The organism is uncultured Roseibium sp. (assembly GCF_947499295.1).
In the GTDB taxonomy this organism is placed as follows: domain Bacteria; phylum Pseudomonadota; class Alphaproteobacteria; order Rhizobiales; family Stappiaceae; genus Roseibium.
Window position 1 is genome coordinate 197,074 of record NZ_CANMNP010000009.1, and the last position, 16,915, is coordinate 213,988.

The following is a 16,915-nucleotide window of genomic DNA, read 5'->3' on the forward strand; positions in this document are numbered from 1 at the left end:
ACTGGCAAGACAGTTCCCCGACACAGGGAATAAAACCTCCACCGAGGACTGGATGACGAAGCCCGTAATTCTCGATTGCCGGAACGTATGGAAGCTATACGGCCCGCAGGCCGATACGTTTTTAAAAACAAATCCCACTCCATCTTCCGCCGATCTTGAGGCGGCCAATCTCATCGGTGCGGTTCGGGCGGTGAATGTCCAGATCCGGAAAGGCGAGATCTTCGTCATCATGGGGCTGTCCGGTTCCGGAAAGTCGACGCTTGTCCGCTGCATGTCGCGGCTTGTGGACTCAACAGCCGGCGAGATCCGTTTCGAGGACAAGGACCTGCTCAGTGCCGGTGAAGAGGAACTGATCCAGATCCGGCGCAAGAAAATGGGCATGGTGTTCCAGCAATTCGCCTTGCTGCCGCATCTGACGGTACTCGAAAACACCGCCTTCCCGCTCGACATCCAGGGCGTTGACAAGAAAACGCGAGAGGTGCGGGCCCGCGAAGTTGTGGAACTGGTGGGTCTCAAGGGGCGCGAAGGCTACTTCCCACGAGAACTTTCGGGCGGTCAGCAACAGCGCGTCGGTATTGCACGAAGCCTCGCCGCCGAACCGGAAATCTGGTTTTTGGACGAACCGTTTTCCGCGCTCGATCCGCTGATCCGGCGCGAAATGCAGGACGAGTTCCTGCGTCTGCAGAGCATTCTTCACAAAACGATTGTTTTCATCACCCATGACTTTGACGAGGCCATCCGGCTCGCGGACCGAATTGCGGTCATGAAGGACGGGATCATTGAACAGGTGGCAACCCCTGAAGATCTCGTTTTGCAGCCGGCTACCGGTTATGTCGCCGAGTTCACCCGCCATGTAAGCCGGGCGAAAGTGATCCGTGCAGCATCGGTTATGGAACCGCTGAACGGCGACAGCTTCGCCGGCGAAGTTTCCCATGATGCCGTGATAGAAGCCATTGCCGACCCGGTTGAAGCCTCGGATCTGCCGCACAAGGTCATGGAGGGTGACAAGCCGGTCGGACAGATTTCCCGAAAGGCGGTCATCGATGTGCTGGTAGGCCGCAGATGATTGCGCGCGGGGCAAAGTCCGGCTGGCTGTTCTGGGGACCTCTGTTCGCAGTCACCTGGCTGCTGTCGAGCTATTCCTTTCAGCTCTACAAGGCGCTCGACGCCCGCTGGATCGTTCGCTACCCCAAGGGTTGGGAATTGCCGCTCGAAGATCGCATCAGCGCGTTTCTCGACTGGCTCGTTGAAAGCGCCGGTTTCTATTTCTTTTCGTTCCGCGACCTTACCAGGGCCATCTCCGCGTTGATCGAAGCCCCCTATCAGGTGCTGCGCAACTTGCTGGTCGAAGGTTTCAGCAACGGTTTCGGGGACGCCGCGGTTCAGATTGCCCCGGCGCTCAGCTGGATCGCGGTGATCGTGACGATCATGGCGATTGGGCACTATGCGCGTGACTGGATTCTGTCCGTCCTTGTCGGAGCCTGTTTTTTCTATCTCGCCGTATTCGGGCAATGGGAAAGCGCCATGGTTACGCTTGCCTCGGTGCTGATCTCGGTTCCGATTGGTGTTGTTGGCGGTCTTCTTCTTGGAATCCTGGCTTACCGTGTCCGCTGGTTCGAACGCATGATGCGGCCGATCCTGGACCTGATGCAGACCGTTCCGGTTTTTGCCTATCTCGTGCCCATCCTGATCCTGTTTGGCTTCGGTCCTGTCGCGGCACTCGTTGCCACCGTGATTTACGCCATGCCGCCCATGGTCCGCATAACCATCGTTGCGCTGAATTCGGTGCCGAAGGAGGTGATCGAGGCGGGCCGCATGGCAGGTTGCCGCAATCGGCAGATGATGTGGAAGGTTCTCGTTCCCTCCGCGGTTCCCACCCTGATGGTCGGTGTGAACCAGGTGATCATGCTGACGCTGAACATGGTGATCATCGCCTCCATGATCGGCGCCGGCGGCCTTGGTTTCGATGTTCTGTCCAGCCTGCGCCGGTTGGATATCGGCGGGGGCATCGAGGCCGGGCTTGGCATCGTTGCCATGGCGATTGCGCTTGACCGGGCAAGTCAGGCTTTTGCTGAGCGAAGCATTCGCCACCCGCTGGAAGGCAATATCCTTCAGCGCCACCCATGGTCCGGAACCGTCTTTCTGGTGGTCGCCTCAACACTGATCCTTGGCCAGTTCGCTCCGGCGATCCGGACCTATCCGGATGCCCTGACAATCACGACGGGTCCGTTCTGGTCCAATGCCATGCAATGGATCAACGTCAACTTCTTCGACACGTTCGAAGCCATAAAGACCGTCATCCTTCAATGGTTGCTTCTGCCGGTGAAGAAGTTCTTCACGGGCATCCCGTGGCCCTGGGGCATCGTGGCAACCGCCCTCATCGCCTGGCGGGTCGGCGGCTGGAAGATAGGTCTACTCGCCGGTCTTTTGATGACGTTCATCGCAGCCTCGGGGCTTTGGCCCAAGGCCATGGTGACGATATACCTGTGCGGCGTCTCGGTTCTGATTGCAACGATCATCGGCATCCCGCTTGGTATCTGGGCCGCAGAAAGTCCACGCGCCGGACGCGTCATTCTGGGGCTGATGGATACGCTGCAGACCCTGCCCAGTTTTGTCTATCTGATCCCCGTTGTCATGTTGTTCAGGGTCGGCGATTTCAGCGCCATGATTGCCGTGATCCTCTATGCCCTCGCTCCCGCCGTCCGCTATGCAGCACACGGCCTCAAGGAGGTCCCGCCTGCGCTGATCGAAGCAGGGTTGATGTCCGGCTGTACAAAGCGGCAATTGCTGTGGCGCATCAAGCTGCCGCTCGCCACACCACACCTCTTCCTGGGTTTGAACCAGACCATAATGCTCGCGCTGTCCATGCTGGTGATCACGGCGCTCGTGGGCACGAGGGATCTTGGCCAGGAGGTCTATATAGCCCTGACCAAAGCCAATGCGGGACAGGGGATCGTCGCCGGTCTTTCTGTCGCTTTCATCGCGATCATCACCGACAGGATCATCAACGCACTTGCGGCGGGTCAGCGTGAAAGACTGGGGATTTAACGCATGTCTGAAACTGCAATTGCCCGCGCCGCGGCGCTTGCCTGCTTTTCCGATCCACAGGACATAACCCCGCTGGGAGGTGGCATCACCAATGTCAATCTTCTCGTGCGCGACGGCGACCGCCGTTTTGTCGTACGCCTGGGAGATGACATCCCCGAGCACGGGGTCATGCGCTGGAACGAACTCGCACTCAGTCAGGCGGCCGAAATGGCTGGCGTCTCTCCTGCTGTCGTTCATCAGGAAACCGGAGTTCTGGTCTTGGATTTCGTGGAGGCACAAACCTTCGAGGAAGCAGATGTCCGGGATCCGGCAAACCTGAATAAAATCATCGATCTGGTCGCCAGAGCGCACCGGGAGCTGGGAAGCCATCTCACCGGCCCGATCCTCGCCTTCTGGCCGTTTCAGGTAAACCGGACCTATGCAATGCGCCTGAAAACCGAAGGATCTGCGCATTCCGAATTGCTTCCTGGTCTGATGGACACGCTGTACGACCTGGAAAGGGCCGTCGGACCAGTCGATCTCGTCGTCGGACACAATGATCTACTGGCAGCCAATCTTCTTGATGACGGCGAAAGGCTTTGGCTGATCGATTGGGAATATGGCGGGTTCAACTCTCCGCTTTTCGACCTTGCCGGCCTCGCGTCCAACAATGAGCTGCGCGAAGCCCAGGAAAAAACGATGCTCGCGCAGTATTTCGAAGAACCGGCAGAAACATATTGGCGCGCTTACCAGGCTATGAAATGCGCATCCCTGATGCGGGAAACGCTCTGGTCGATGACTTCGGAAATCCATTCGCGCCTTGATTTCGACTACGCCGCCTATACCCGAGAAAACATGGACCGGCTGAACGCCGCTCTTTCCGAGTTCCGTGAATTGTGAGAGCCATCATGACACTTCCCTCATCATCGAAAATCATCATTATCGGCGGCGGCATTGTCGGTTGTTCGACGGCCTATCATCTGGCGCAGATGGGTCAGGAAGTTCTGCTCCTTGAAAAGGCGGCCCTGACGTCCGGTTCCACATGGCACGCCGCCGGTCTTGTCGGTCAGCTGCGGTCCAATGCAAACATTACCCAGCTCCTGGGATATTCGATCTCGCTTTACGACAGGCTGGAAGCGGAAACCGGGCAAGCGACCGGATGGAAGATGAATGGCGGCCTGCGCCTTGCCTGCAATGATGAGCGCTGGACCGAGGTCAAGCGCCAGGCTACCACCGCACACAGTTTCGGCCTGGACATGCAGTTGCTGTCCCCGAAGGAAGCACAGGATTTGTGGCCGCTGATGGATATCAGCGATGTCGTGGGGGCCGCCTATTTGCCGACAGACGGTCAGGCCAGCCCCTCCGACATTACCCAGGCACTCGCCAAGGGAGCACGGGCTGGTGGCGCAAAGCTGGTGGAAAACACACCGGTTCTTGAAATTCTGACTGAACGCGGGACCATTACCGGTGTTCGCACTTCCCAAGGCGATATCGCTTGCGAGAAACTGGTGCTGTGCTGCGGACAATGGACCCGGGAGCTTGCCGCGACGATAGGGGTCACTGTGCCGCTCGTTTCTGTCGAACACCAGTACATGATCACGGAAGCCTTCGACGTCCCGACAGACTTGCCGACTTTGCGCGACCCGGACCGGCTGACCTACTACAAGGAGGAGGTTGGTGGTCTTGTTATGGGCGGATACGAACCAAACGGTATTCCCTGGGCGGTCGACGGTGTTCCGGACCGGTTCGATTATCAGCTTCTGGACAGCAACTTCGACCATTTTGAACAACTGATGGAACTGTCGTTGCCGCGTGTGCCCGCACTTGAAAAAGTTGGCATCAAACAACTGGTCAACGGTCCGGAAAGTTTCACGCCGGACGGTAACTTCATTCTGGGTGAAGCACCGGAAATGGCTAATGTTTTCGTCGGGGCCGGTTTCAACGCCTTCGGCATTGCGGCAGGCGGCGGCGCGGGAATGGCACTGGCCGAATGGGTCGCCAAAGGTGAACCACCCTACGACCTCTGGCCGGTCGACATCCGGCGCTTCGGGCGGCCTCACACCGACACCGACTGGGTGCGAACCCGCACGCTGGAGGCCTATGGCAAGCACTATACGATGGCCTGGCCGTCGGAAGAACACGACAGCGGCCGGCCGTGCCGCCGGTCACCGCTTTATGATCGACTGAAAACGGCCGGTGCCGTATTCGGCGAAAAGCTCGGTTGGGAACGCCCGAACTGGTTTGCAGAAGCCGGTGAAGAAGCACGCGATATCTACACGTTCGAACGGCCCAACTGGCATGACCCTGTTGGCCGGGAACATAAGGCGGCCCGTGAGGCGGCCGTCCTGTTCGATCAGACATCTTTCGCAAAATTCATTCTGAAAGGACCAGATGCCGAGGCCGCGCTGAGCTGGATCGCAGCCAACCGCGTCGACAAACCCGTCGGGTCTATCATCTATACGCAAATGCTGAATGACCGTGGCGGCATAGAGTGCGACCTGACCTGCGTGCGCACGGCCATAGATGAATATTACATCGTCACCGGAACCGGCTTTGCCACTCACGATTTCGATTGGATCAGGCGCAATATTCCCGACGGTCTGAATGCCCAGCTCATCGATGTCACGTCGTCGAATGCCGTGCTGTCGCTGTTCGGACCGAGAGCGCGCGACATTATTTCCGCCTGTACCCGGGCCGATGTCGGCAATGACGCTTTTTCCTTCGGTAAGGCGCACCGGATCGGTATTGCCGGCTGCCCGGTTCTCGCGCTTCGCATTACCTATGTCGGCGAGCTCGGCTGGGAGCTGCACCTGCCGACGGAATATGCTCAAACGGTCTATGACGCCCTACACGCAGCAGGGAAAGAATTCGGCCTGCGAAACGCAGGTTACCGCGCGATCGAAACACTGCGGCTTGAAAAGGGCTATCGTGCCTGGGGCTCCGATATCGGGCCGGATCATACACCGGACGAAGCCGGCCTCGGCTGGGCCATCAAGATGAAGACCAATGCCGACTTCAAGGGGCGCAGCGCCGTTCAGGAACAGCGCGACAACGGCGTTAAGAAAATGCTCGCAACCTTCACGACCGACGGCAACGTCATCCTGTCCGGCCGGGAAACGATTTACCGCAACGGTGAACGCTGCGGCTGGTTGAGTTCAGGCGGCTATGGCCACACGCTCGGCAAGAGTATTGGAATTGGCTACGTCCGTCATCAGGACGGTGTCACCAAGGACCATGTTCTTTCCGCTGATTATGAACTTGAAGTCGGAACGGAACGGGTAAAGGCCGAAGTCACGCTTGCCCCTCTCTACGATCCGAAAATGGAACGGATCAAGACCTGAGGCAGCCAACTGACGATAGAAATGCATGCGAGCTTGGTTCGCGGAGGCATGCTGAGCCCGCGTATTTGTTTTTTGTGGTGGTTTGATACGGTGCTTTGCAATCGATCCAATGGACCGCAGCCGCAACAATCACCTAAATTTAAAATAAAATCAATTACTTGCAGAAAACAACACGATACGTGCAAACACTTTTACAACGAAGCCACTCCAGGAGAGTGGCGATCGATAACTAACTGATCGGGCCATAAGAAACGCTGACGCCTAGAGGCACCAGCGTTTCACAATCAGGCCCATGTGCCAGAGCACTATCGCTGCTGCAGGGAGATTCTTCGGACAGCCGGCTGGCAGCTTGCACCTGATCGAACCAGCGGCGAAGGGAAACCGGCACCGGGTTGGGAGGCCTTACCACGGTATACCGGTCCCCTTTACCAATTTTATGGTTTACTGTGGGATCGCTGAAAATTCAGCTTCATCCAACATGCCGTCCTGGTTTCCATCGGCTGCTTTGTAAGTTTCTTCTGGGAGCGTAGCACCTGCAGCCTGAATCTCTTCGTATGTCACAAAGCCATCCTGGTTTGCATCCAGCGTTGAAAAGTCAACACCTTGTGCAAACGCGGCTGAAGACACGAACAGGGCACCAAATGCAAGTACAGCTGACATAGACTTTTTCATGGGTATTCTCCATCTATCTAGTTCACGTCCCATAAGGTGAAGCCTCGATGGGACACCCGCATAAGGTGCGCAGGCTTTGCGGCTTCAATTAGATGCTGCTGAGGTATTAAATGGCCGTAACAATGATCATTGAGCGGCAGTTAATTTGAATTTCTATCGATCTTGGCGAGCCCGGTTTGTAGATATTTTGGATATGCATATGAGGAGCCGCGTGTTTTTCAGGCGCCCTCAACTTTCACTTTCCGTTTCCACTCAAATTCGAGTGGCGACAGGAACTGGTTTCTGAAGTTTTGCGCTTTGGTTTGATGCACATCTTGTGCAGTCCAATACGCCCCCGAAGCTGGAATTCGTGCATTGTCTGCTGACAGCAGAATTATCATGGGCTCCAGATTTGCCAGGTGATCGGTCCCGCATAACGACGGTGGTCATTCCTTCAAAACGAAATTCAGGAAAATTCCACCTCCCAATTCGAAAAGGAGGCTACCTGGGCTTTTGTGAGGTCAAGCATCATCCTCATGGCATGATTGGCTTCCAGGCTTCGCCGGTATATCGGGCCTGAAGCAAATCGGATTGCGGGCAGATCGGTTGAAACAATTTTCAAACCTTTTCCGCTGTCAGAATTCAAAAAACTGCTTGGCAAAACCGCCAGATAGTCGCCCTGTCTAAGGAGTTCCAATGCCGTCAACATGGAGTCGCACTGCAGATTTGCGCCAATACTGATCTCCGCCGTGTCATCCAGAGTTGCATTGATGGTGTCAAGGTAAGCAACTTCGCTTTGATAAGAGAGCCAGGTTTGTGCAAGCAAATCCTTTGCTGCTGCGCTGCGGTCATGAATTGGATGTTCAGCGTTCGCTACGATGACAAGTTTGGCGTTGAAAAGTGCTTTTCGAACTAGATATGAGGGCAGAGATTCACGCCTTTGAAACCCGCCGAAAAACGCATCAAATTCCCCCTCTTTCAAACCCTCCACGCCTTCGGTGTAGTTGGTGGATTTGAGTTTGATCAACAATTTGGGAAAACGTCGATGCATCTGCGCAATTGCGGGAGGCAATATTGTCGTCATCCAGACTGGTGCCGCCGCAATGCGCAGTTGACCTTGTTCGCCGTTCTGAAGCGCATTGAGTTCAGATTCTGCAAGTTGATGTTCTCGCAGCAAATGCCGAGCTTGAGCATGCACAAGCTTCCCCAGCGCTGTCAGATGCAGCCCCCTGTCACGGCGCTCGAACAACACGCCGCCAACCGCTGCTTCAAGAAGCTTGAGGCTCCGCGTTAGGGCGGGCTGTGTAACACCCACCATCTCCGCAGCAGCGCGCATGTTGTTTGTCTCAACAATAGCGACCAGCCGGCGGAGGAGTTCTGGTTCATAGATCATTGATCAGATTTTCTAATCAAAAATTTAGAAAAATTCAAATGCGTTATCAATTGAAACGCTTTAGCATTTTTTCAATTGGGTGCGCCGCACCTACTGGGAGGAAAAAATGAGTACATTTGAACTTTCGCGTCGTTCGTTTTTGACCCGCGCAAGTGCTGCTATTGCAACGACAGCATTTGGGTCCGGGGCTTCGATTGCGCAAACCGTGCCCGCTCCATTGAACAACGTTCCCGAGGGTGCAAAATTCCGCTGGATCGACAGCGGCGACCAAAAGGCAGTCTTCTTCAAGAAGTTCTTCGAGAAATATGGAGAAGCCCGGGGAATAGACATTATTTATGATCCGCTTCCCTGGAATGAAATTGCCAAAGTCGTTCCCCTCGGCGTTCGCAATAACACCGCGCATGATGTATTTGTTCTGCCGCGTAACTTCAGCCTTGCCGATGCGGTTAGTCAGGGTTGGGTTCAGCCCTATGACGAGTTCATACCCAACATCGAAGAATGGAAGAAAGGGTTCCCATCCGGGGCGTTTCTACCTGGCATCAACGAGTTCGATGGCAAGACCTATGGCCTGCCATTCACCTCGAACAAGCGCTATGCATCTCACTTGCTCTACAACAAAGCCTATATGGACGCAGCAGGCTTTGACCCAGAAGCCAAGCCGCTGACACACAGCGAGTTCCGCGAAGCCGCACGCAAGATCACGGAAGCAGGTCAGGGCCGTTACTTCGGTTTCATCATCGGAGGGTCACAGCTCAATCGTTGGGCTGACGTTGTGCGGAATATTGGCCGGATCGGCGGTGCGAGCGCGGGTGGGGACGGCATCCTGGACGCTGACATCGATCTGCGGACAGGAGAGTATGTCTTTGATAGCGATGAGTACATTGCCGCGATCGAGTTGCTTCTTGCCATGCAGTCTGACCGGAGCATGTTCCCCGGCTTCATCAACCTGAATGCTCCGCAGGCCAGAGCGTACATGCCACAGGGAGCTGCAGGAATGATCCTTCAGGGGCCGTGGAATATACCTTCCTGGGAGAGCCAGAATCCCGATTTCGACTTTGGTCTCTCCTCGGCTCCCGTGCCGGATTCAGGCAATCAGGGCAAGTTGACGATCAGTCAGGGTGGCGCAAAACCAAACACGATAAGCTTGTGGTCAGGTTCCGAAAATGGCGCGATCGCCGGAGAGATCTTCCACTATCTCGGCACGCTCGAAGGACAGATCGAGTGGGCAAATGTGGTTGGTGCCGGCGACCCTCCAATCATGCCTGAAGCCGTGGCCAAGGCCGATATGTCGCCCCGTTCGAAACAGATCCTGAACCTTTTCAACGACCAGATCCGTGTCGGTCCGAATCCGCTGGTTCGCAATGGAGAAATGTCCAAGGTGGTTGCGGCCTATGTCGCTCCGGATGTAAATTTTGCACGCACCGTGCAGGGCCTGGTCGCCGGTCAGCTTTCCGGTGTCAAGGAGCAGATGTCCGAACTTAAGGATCGCTACAATAGCGCTCTGGATGCCGCGTTTGCGAAAGCAAAGGCAGACGGCGCAAATGTGGATCGATCTGAATTGGTCTTCGCAAATTGGAACCCGGACGTCGATTTCGGAGCGGCAGACTACTGACGTAGGTGTCCATTCAGGGGCCACATATTCGCGAGTGGCCCCTCACCCAATTTTGTAAGGTCAAATCTTTCTATGCGCGTCCTTGGAACTCTCCGGGTACACCGGTTCCATTACCTTATGATGCTGCCTGGCCTCGTACTGGCGGGCATGTTTGTCTTCTACCCAATCTTCGCGGCCATGTTCTATGCAATGCATGACTGGTCCGGGTTCACCGCACAAAAGATCTTTGTGGGGTTCGGCAATTTTCTGGACCTGTTTCTGGACCCGATTTTCTGGAATGCCTTTGGACGCTCAATCGTGTTCCTTGTGGGAACCGTTCCGTTGCAGATGGCAATCTCGCTCGTTCTGGCAATGGTGTTGAACATGCAGCTTTTGAAGCTGTCGACGTTCTTCCGCACCATGATCTTCCTGCCGGTTGTGACCCCGGTCGCGGTGATCGGCATAGTCTGGACCTTTCTTTTGAGCCCTTTCAATGGCCCTGTGAACGGTCTCCTCCTGGACCTGGGACTGGTCTCACAGCCAATCGACTTCCTTGGCTCCACTCAAACCGTCATGCCATCTGTCGTTGGCGTATATGTATGGAAGTGGCTGGGAATAACGCTGATTTACTGGCTTGCCGCTCTGCAGACGGTACCGGATGAAGTTTACGACGCAGCTCGCCTGGACAATTGCAAAGGCCACCGGCTCGCATTTTATGTTGTTCTTCCAATCATCAAACCATTTGCACTTGCAATATTGCTGATTTCCTCGGTCGCCGCACTGAACGTGTTTCCCTTGATCATGTCGATGACGAATGGCGGCCCGTTTTTCGGTTCCGAAGTCATGGAAATTTTCATCTATCGCACTGCCTTTGCAGCCGATGACGGCAGCATTCCGCAGCTGGGCTATGCCGCCGCAGCCGGCGTGCTGTTTGGTGCAGTTCTATTGGGTCTGACCGCCCTTCAGGCACTTGCAGCGCGACGCACGCGAATGGCAACCGCGGGAACAAAAGCATGATTGCGCGTCTCTCTCCCAAACGGATCGTTTTTGGCGACCATGCTCCATCCTTGCGGATCACATTGACGTCGGCGATCCTGGCCCTGTTGTGTCTTGTCTGGATTTACCCCTTCCTCTGGATGGTTTCGACATCCCTGAAGTCCAATATGGAAATGTTCGCCAACCCGGGTCTGATCCCGCAGGACTTCATGTGGGACAACTATCGCCGCGCCTGGGTCGAAGCAAATATGGGGCGTTACTTCTTTAACACGCTGATTGTGACGGCAGGGTCTGTTTTTCTGGTCACTGTTAGTACGGCAATGCTTGGTTACGTGCTGGGGCGCTATCGGTTTCCCGGGCGCACCACGTTCTTTGTCGCATTCGTTGCGACTGTCTTCATCCCGCAGGGTTTCACGATTATTCCCGTTTTCGAGCTGCTGAGCATGATGGGCCTTTCCTCCAACCTGTTTGGACTGACGCTCGCAACATCTGGGCATGCAATGGTCGTTTTCGTGGTGCTTTTTGCGGGATATTTCAGTCAGTTACCCAAGGAACTGGAAGAGGCTGCCCGTGTCGAAGGCATTACCTTTTTCAAGATCTTCTGGTACGTCATGTTGCCTCTGGCGCGGCCAATGGTCGTCACCGTAGTCATCATGCAGGTGTTACACGCCTGGAATGATTTTCTATTGCCGCTCGTCATCACACTTGCGAACCCGGCCATCCGGACGCTTTCCGTCGGAATCTATGCGTTCAAGGGTGAACAATCGATCGATTGGACTGGCATGTCGGCGGCAGCAACGATCTCGATCGTACCTGTCGTCATTCTCTTCGTTCTTCTTCAGCGTTACTTCATCAACGGCCTTGCTGGCGCCGTCAAAGGATGACGAAATTGACAAAACGTACCAACATCTTGCTTATCACCACCGACCAGCAGCATTTTAGCGCTCTCGGTGCCGTCAATCCAAAGATCGACACACCAAACATCGATCGGTTGTGCCGCAGCGGCACGCGGTTCGACAAGGCATATTGCCCCGCGCCCACCTGCACACCATCAAGAGCAAGCATAATTACGGGCCTGTATCCCTCTCAACACGGAGCCTGGACGATTGGGTGCAAACTTGATGAGAACATTCCAACGATCGGCAGCTTGTTGTCTCAGAACGGCTACGCCACGGGATTGATCGGGAAAGCGCATTTTCAACCGCTTGCCGGCGACAGCCTGGAAAAACAGCCATTGTTACGGGACATCCCCTTCTGGCGAGACTTCAACGGGCCGTTTTACGGCTTCGAGCATGTAGAGTTGGTGCGCAACCACGCGGATGAAAGCCACGTAGGTCAGCACTATGCCGCATGGCTTGAAGACAGGGGATTGACTGATTGGCCGGACTACTTTCAGCCGCTCCCCGGTGATGATGCCCCAAAGGCCCCTGCTCGCTCTCCAGATGCACCCTATTGGGCCCGCACGGACCGGCATTGGCAATTGCCTCAGGAGTTGCACTACACACCCTGGATCGGCGAACGCTCCATCGCCTTCCTTGAGAAGGCAAAAAGAGAGAAAAAACCCTTTTTCCTATGGACCAGCTTTCCAGATCCTCACCCGCCCTACACGGTTCCCGAACCCTGGGCCTCCATGTATGATCCGGAGGAAATGGAACCGGGTGAAGTTGTCCCGGGGGAGCATGATCTCAACGCACCGCATTTTTCGAAAACTCAAGAGCTTGAGCCAGATTTCGCAGGCTGGCATGACCCTCACGAAGCTCACGGTTGTGACAGCCACCTTTATCCAAAGGACGAGCTCAAGAAGGATATGGCAGCCTATTACGGTATGATGAGTTTCCTGGATCGGGAGGTTGGGCGCATCCTTGATTATCTTGATGCCGAGGGCATGACCGAGGACACGCTTGTCGTGTTCACGACCGATCACGGGCACTTCTTGGGTCAGCACGGCCTGGTCGCCAAAGGACCTTTTCACTACGAGGACATGCTGCGAATTCCCTTTATTGTCAGTTGGCCCGGACGGGTGCCTAAAGGACATGTGAGCAAAGCCATTCAAAGCTTGCTCGATTTGACACCCACCTTTCTTGAAGTTACGGGTCTTGGTCCAGCGCCGGAATTGCAGGGTGTTTCGCAATTGCAAACCTGGCTAGGAACAGGCCCGGACGCCCGCGGTTTTGCGATCTGCGAAAATAGGCACAATCCGGTCATGCCTCATGTAACCACCTACGTCGAGGATCGTTTCAAAATTTCCGTCTACAGAACCGAAGAGCATGGAGAGTTGTTCGATCTGGAGGAAGACCCGAAAGAAATCAACAACCTGTGGCACGACCCAGACAGTCAGTCTTTGAAAACTCAAATGCTCCTTCGGATGATGCAGGGTGTCCAAAGTTCTGAGCCATTGAAGTCTCCTCGCGTCGCACAGGCCTGAAGAGTGAAATCGCACCAAGAACCACACAAGGCTTGCTGTACCCCGGACAGGGGTCAAAATGTTCATCCTGATTGTGCCGAACGAAAAGCCCTGACAGCAAGCGACGGAATGCCGGGTCTCGACACAGTGGTCATTCCCGGCGGGATTGCCGTGCTCGGGACGCGTTTCCCGCTGATTGCGAATGATGGAGAGGAAAGACGGAAAGCTCCCGACTTGCGTCAATTCCGAATGACGGCAACCACAATTACGAATGCAGAATTTGAAGCCTTTGTCGAAAGCACCGGCTATGTGACGGACGCAGAACGATACGGTTGGTCATTCGTATTCTGGGCGCAGCTTCCCGACAGCAAATCTGAATTACAAGCGGTTGCCGGGACGGAATGGTGGCGAAAAGTACAAGGAGCGGACTGGCGACACGTGGCTGGACCGGGATCCAAAGCAGACTGGCAACCTGATCACCCTGTCGTGCATATCTCGTGGAACGACGCCACGGCGTTTGCCAACTGGGCGGGTGGACGTCTGCCCACCGAGGCTGAATGGGAACATGCCGCACGAGGTGGGTTGGGAGACATTCCTTATCCTTGGGGAACCCGGGAACCAGACGATGAAGCATTTCAACCCTGCAACATCTGGCAGGGCCGGTTTCCGGAAGAAAACCTTGCCTTGGACGGACACGTGACCACCGCGCCAGCGAAGTCGTTCGAACCCAACGGCTTCGGTCTCTACAATATGGTTGGCAATGTCTGGGAATGGGCAGCAGAGCCTTACAAAATTCCTTCCTTGAAAAAGGCCGTTCAGCAGAAGTTGACCTCCATGAGGGGATTCAAGTTGCTGAAGGGAGGTTCGTTTCTTTGTCATCGAACTTATTGCTGGCGCTACCGCATTGCGGCGCGCAGCGGTGCATCACCAGACACGTCCTTGTCCCATCAGGGGTTTCGAATAGTTCTCGATCTATGAGTGCAACACTCGGAAGCGTGGACACACCAGATGCCAGCTGCATACTCGGCCAGGGGGCAAAATGCTCCAACTGCCTGACAATCAATCTTTGGTTCGGAAAAAAGAATGTACGCCAAGCACAGGATAGACCTGCGACTGCTGACATATTTTCACGCTGTCGCGGCGACCGGCAACATCACGAAGGCAGCCGAAGAGTTGAACATTGCTCAGCCGACGTTGTCGAAAGCTCTGAAACTTCTGGAAAGGCAGACAGGCACGACCTTGATGGAACGCAGCGTGCACGGGATCAGACTGACCCCCATAGGCGAACGGCTCCAGCAACATGCAACCATTGTTTTGGCACAAGTCGGCAAGGCGCTGGACGAAGTCGACCAACTCCGCACGGGAGGGCTGGGCGAGGTTCGGGTGGGGGCAGGTCCTTCCTGGGTAAGACGGTTTCTACCGGAAATCGTTGCGGAGATGATGCACGAAAGCCGGGACATCAAAGTAGAGATTGTCGGCGGTTTCGATGACAGCCTGACGGAAAGGTTGGAAGCCGGCGAGCTGGACTTTATTGTTGCTGAACTTCCTCTTGCTGGTGTTGACGACTACGAAGTCGACAAACTGACCTCCGACAATCTTGTTGTCGTCGGCCGTCCGGAACATCCTCTGGCAGGCCGTAAAAATGTCTCGGCAGCCGAAGCCCTGTCACATGACTGGGCGCTCCCACCGGCAAATAATCTGGCGAGACGAAAACTGGATGGCGGCGCGACAACACTTGGTCTGGCACCACCGCGGCCGGAAGTGGTCTCATCGTCACAAACCTTTCTGATGACCGTTGTGCATCTTGCCGATCTGCTCCTCTACACAACCAGAACGCAGCTAAAATCGCCAGAAGGCAAAGGACTTGTTGAAATGGACGTGCCGCAACTGATCACCAGCCGGGAAGCCGGGATTATCTACCGAACACCCCGCCTGCTTTCCCCGGTCGCCGCGCTCCTGGCAGAGCGACTGAAGAACGCCTGCCAGAAGGATCCATTCAACTAGTGGCAGAAATCCAAAGGCCCAACCATAGCCAATGGCTATGGAATTGCTCAATAATATCATTTTTTCACGCCATCGGGAAACGCTACGCTTGGAGCAATCTGAACGAGTAACTGACCTCGTTGAGATGATGGGAGGATCAAAATATGCTTTTTCGAAATAACTTCGCCAGACGCGCCTTGCAGTCGACCGTGGCACTTGCTGCTTTGACAGGTTCAGCATTCGTACCAGCTGCCGCAGCGGATCAGGAACCGATCACAATCGTGATCAACCAATCTCCCTGGTTCGCGGGTTTCCAGGCTGTTGTCGAAAAATACGAGGAAGAGACCGGTAATACCGTCGAGCTCGACGTAAATCCATTTGCCGGCAGCCTTGAGAAACAACGCACAGCGGTCCGGTCCGATGAGAGCCCCTTTGATCTTGTTATCATGAACGCTGGATTCTTCACCGAATTCTACACCGGAGGGTTCCTTGATCCACTGAACGCGATCGATCCGGAATTCAAACTCAGCGACGACATCTATACGTTCGATGATAGTGTTTGTTGGGATGCCAAAGCTGCCCGCATCACTTGCGAAACCGGTGAATTGATGTCGGTTCCGGTGAACCCGAACATTCTCATTCTTCACTACCGCTCGGATCTTTACCAGGAACACAATCTGTCGGTACCGGAAACCTGGGACGAGCTGCTGGAGAATGCGAAAGTTCTGAAAAGCCAGAACATGTACGGCATCTCGCAACGCGGTCAACGCGGAGCCTTTGACGTTACCTACGACGTCTTTCCATACCTCTGGGCATATGGCGGCGGGATCATCGACCAGCAAGAAGACGGCAGCTACCGTATTTCCATGAACAGTCCTGAAACACTGGCAGGCATGGAAATGTATTTGAAACTTGCCGAAGAAGTCGGTCACCCGTCAACTGCCGGGCAGACCCAAACGAACGTCATCCAGAATATGGCAACCGGCCGCGCTGCGCACATTGGTTCCGTGCTCGCCCCCGGACTGTTCGATAATCCGGACAAGTCCGCAGTTGTCGGCAAAGTCGACTATGCGCCCCCTCCTGGCACGGCAGAACATGGTTCTGCGACCCCGTTGGGGCATTGGCTCGCAGGAGTTCCAAAGAACATTCCGGATGCAAACAAAAAGGCCGCGCTCGCATTCCTGACCTGGTTCCAGACCGATGAAGCTCAACGGGCCTACGCAGAGGCCGGATCAGCCCCTGTCAGCCGTGCCGTCCTGACATCCGAGATGGCTGATACTCAGGAATTTCGTTGGATGAAAGCACTTGCAGATGCACTGCCGAATGCTCGGCTGACGTTTACTATTCCCGAAGCCAGTCAGGTTCTGGCAGTGACCGAGCTGCGTTTCAATCAGGCGATCGGTGAAGAAATGCCATTGAACGAAGCCTTGAACACCGCAGCGACCGAGATCGCCAAAGTGCTCGAGGATGCGGGCTACAAGTATCAGAAGCTCGAAGATCTGAACTAGTCGCAACCCTCCCCAACTCAC

Annotated in this window: 13 protein-coding genes; 11 read left to right on the plus strand and 2 right to left on the minus strand. The window is 55.2% G+C overall.

Annotation, left to right across the window (positions count from 1 at the left end; all coding sequences use genetic code 11):
* Positions 1–52: 52 nt before the first annotated feature.
* The 4 genes from Q0835_RS15910 to Q0835_RS15925 are packed head-to-tail and all read left to right on the plus strand — an operon-like array spanning position 53 to position 6,368.
* Positions 53–1,066 (plus strand): ATP-binding cassette domain-containing protein, encoded by a 1,014-nt coding sequence (locus Q0835_RS15910; protein ID WP_298962856.1) that lies wholly within the window; start codon positions 53–55, stop codon positions 1,064–1,066.
* Positions 1,063–3,048: an ABC transporter permease subunit gene (locus Q0835_RS15915; RefSeq protein ID WP_298962858.1), complete on the plus strand. Its 1,986-nt coding sequence runs from the start codon at positions 1,063–1,065 to the stop codon at positions 3,046–3,048. The genes Q0835_RS15910 and Q0835_RS15915 overlap by 4 nt, the downstream gene beginning before the upstream one ends.
* 3 nt (positions 3,049–3,051) lie before the next feature.
* Positions 3,052–3,927 (plus strand): choline kinase family protein, encoded by an 876-nt coding sequence (locus Q0835_RS15920; RefSeq protein WP_298962861.1) that lies wholly within the window; start codon positions 3,052–3,054, stop codon positions 3,925–3,927.
* Between the two features lie 8 nt (positions 3,928–3,935).
* Complete coding sequence (locus tag Q0835_RS15925; RefSeq protein ID WP_298962862.1) at positions 3,936–6,368, plus strand: FAD-dependent oxidoreductase; 2,433 nt, start codon at positions 3,936–3,938, stop codon at positions 6,366–6,368.
* A 441-nt stretch (positions 6,369–6,809) separates the two neighbouring features.
* Here Q0835_RS15925 and Q0835_RS15930 read toward each other — a convergent pair whose 3' ends face one another.
* Entirely contained in the window at positions 6,810–7,040 is a 231-nt protein-coding gene (locus Q0835_RS15930) for a hypothetical protein (protein ID WP_298962864.1), read from the minus strand.
* Positions 7,041–7,485: 445 nt separating this feature from the next.
* Positions 7,486–8,412, minus strand: coding sequence for a LysR family transcriptional regulator (locus tag Q0835_RS15935; RefSeq protein ID WP_298812729.1), 927 nt, complete (start codon positions 8,410–8,412; stop codon positions 7,486–7,488).
* A 106-nt stretch (positions 8,413–8,518) separates the two neighbouring features.
* Between Q0835_RS15935 and Q0835_RS15940 the strand changes: the two genes are divergently transcribed.
* The 7 genes from Q0835_RS15940 to Q0835_RS15970 all read left to right on the plus strand — a co-directional run bounded on the left by Q0835_RS15940 (position 8,519) and on the right by Q0835_RS15970 (position 16,894).
* Positions 8,519–10,024: an extracellular solute-binding protein gene (locus tag Q0835_RS15940; protein ID WP_298962865.1), complete on the plus strand. Its 1,506-nt coding sequence runs from the start codon at positions 8,519–8,521 to the stop codon at positions 10,022–10,024.
* A gap of 117 nt (positions 10,025–10,141) precedes the next feature.
* A complete protein-coding gene (locus tag Q0835_RS15945) occupies positions 10,142–11,020 on the plus strand; it encodes a sugar ABC transporter permease (RefSeq protein ID WP_298962866.1) in 879 nt (292 codons plus the stop codon).
* The gene (locus Q0835_RS15950; RefSeq protein WP_298962868.1) at positions 11,017–11,883 is read left to right on the plus strand and encodes a carbohydrate ABC transporter permease; all 867 of its coding nucleotides are present in this window, start codon (positions 11,017–11,019) and stop codon (positions 11,881–11,883) included. The genes Q0835_RS15945 and Q0835_RS15950 overlap by 4 nt, the downstream gene beginning before the upstream one ends.
* Before the next feature lie 5 nt (positions 11,884–11,888).
* Positions 11,889–13,424 carry a sulfatase-like hydrolase/transferase gene (locus tag Q0835_RS15955; protein WP_298962870.1) on the plus strand — a complete coding sequence of 512 codons (1,536 nt, stop codon included), beginning with the start codon at positions 11,889–11,891 and terminating at the stop codon, positions 13,422–13,424.
* 108 nt (positions 13,425–13,532) lie between these two features.
* The gene (locus Q0835_RS15960; protein WP_298812741.1) at positions 13,533–14,381 is read left to right on the plus strand and encodes a formylglycine-generating enzyme family protein; all 849 of its coding nucleotides are present in this window, start codon (positions 13,533–13,535) and stop codon (positions 14,379–14,381) included.
* A 105-nt stretch (positions 14,382–14,486) separates the two neighbouring features.
* Complete coding sequence (locus tag Q0835_RS15965; protein WP_298812743.1) at positions 14,487–15,407, plus strand: LysR family transcriptional regulator; 921 nt, start codon at positions 14,487–14,489, stop codon at positions 15,405–15,407.
* A gap of 143 nt (positions 15,408–15,550) precedes the next feature.
* Positions 15,551–16,894 (plus strand): extracellular solute-binding protein, encoded by a 1,344-nt coding sequence (locus Q0835_RS15970; RefSeq protein ID WP_298962873.1) that lies wholly within the window; start codon positions 15,551–15,553, stop codon positions 16,892–16,894.
* The last annotated feature ends 21 nt before the right edge of the window (positions 16,895–16,915 follow it).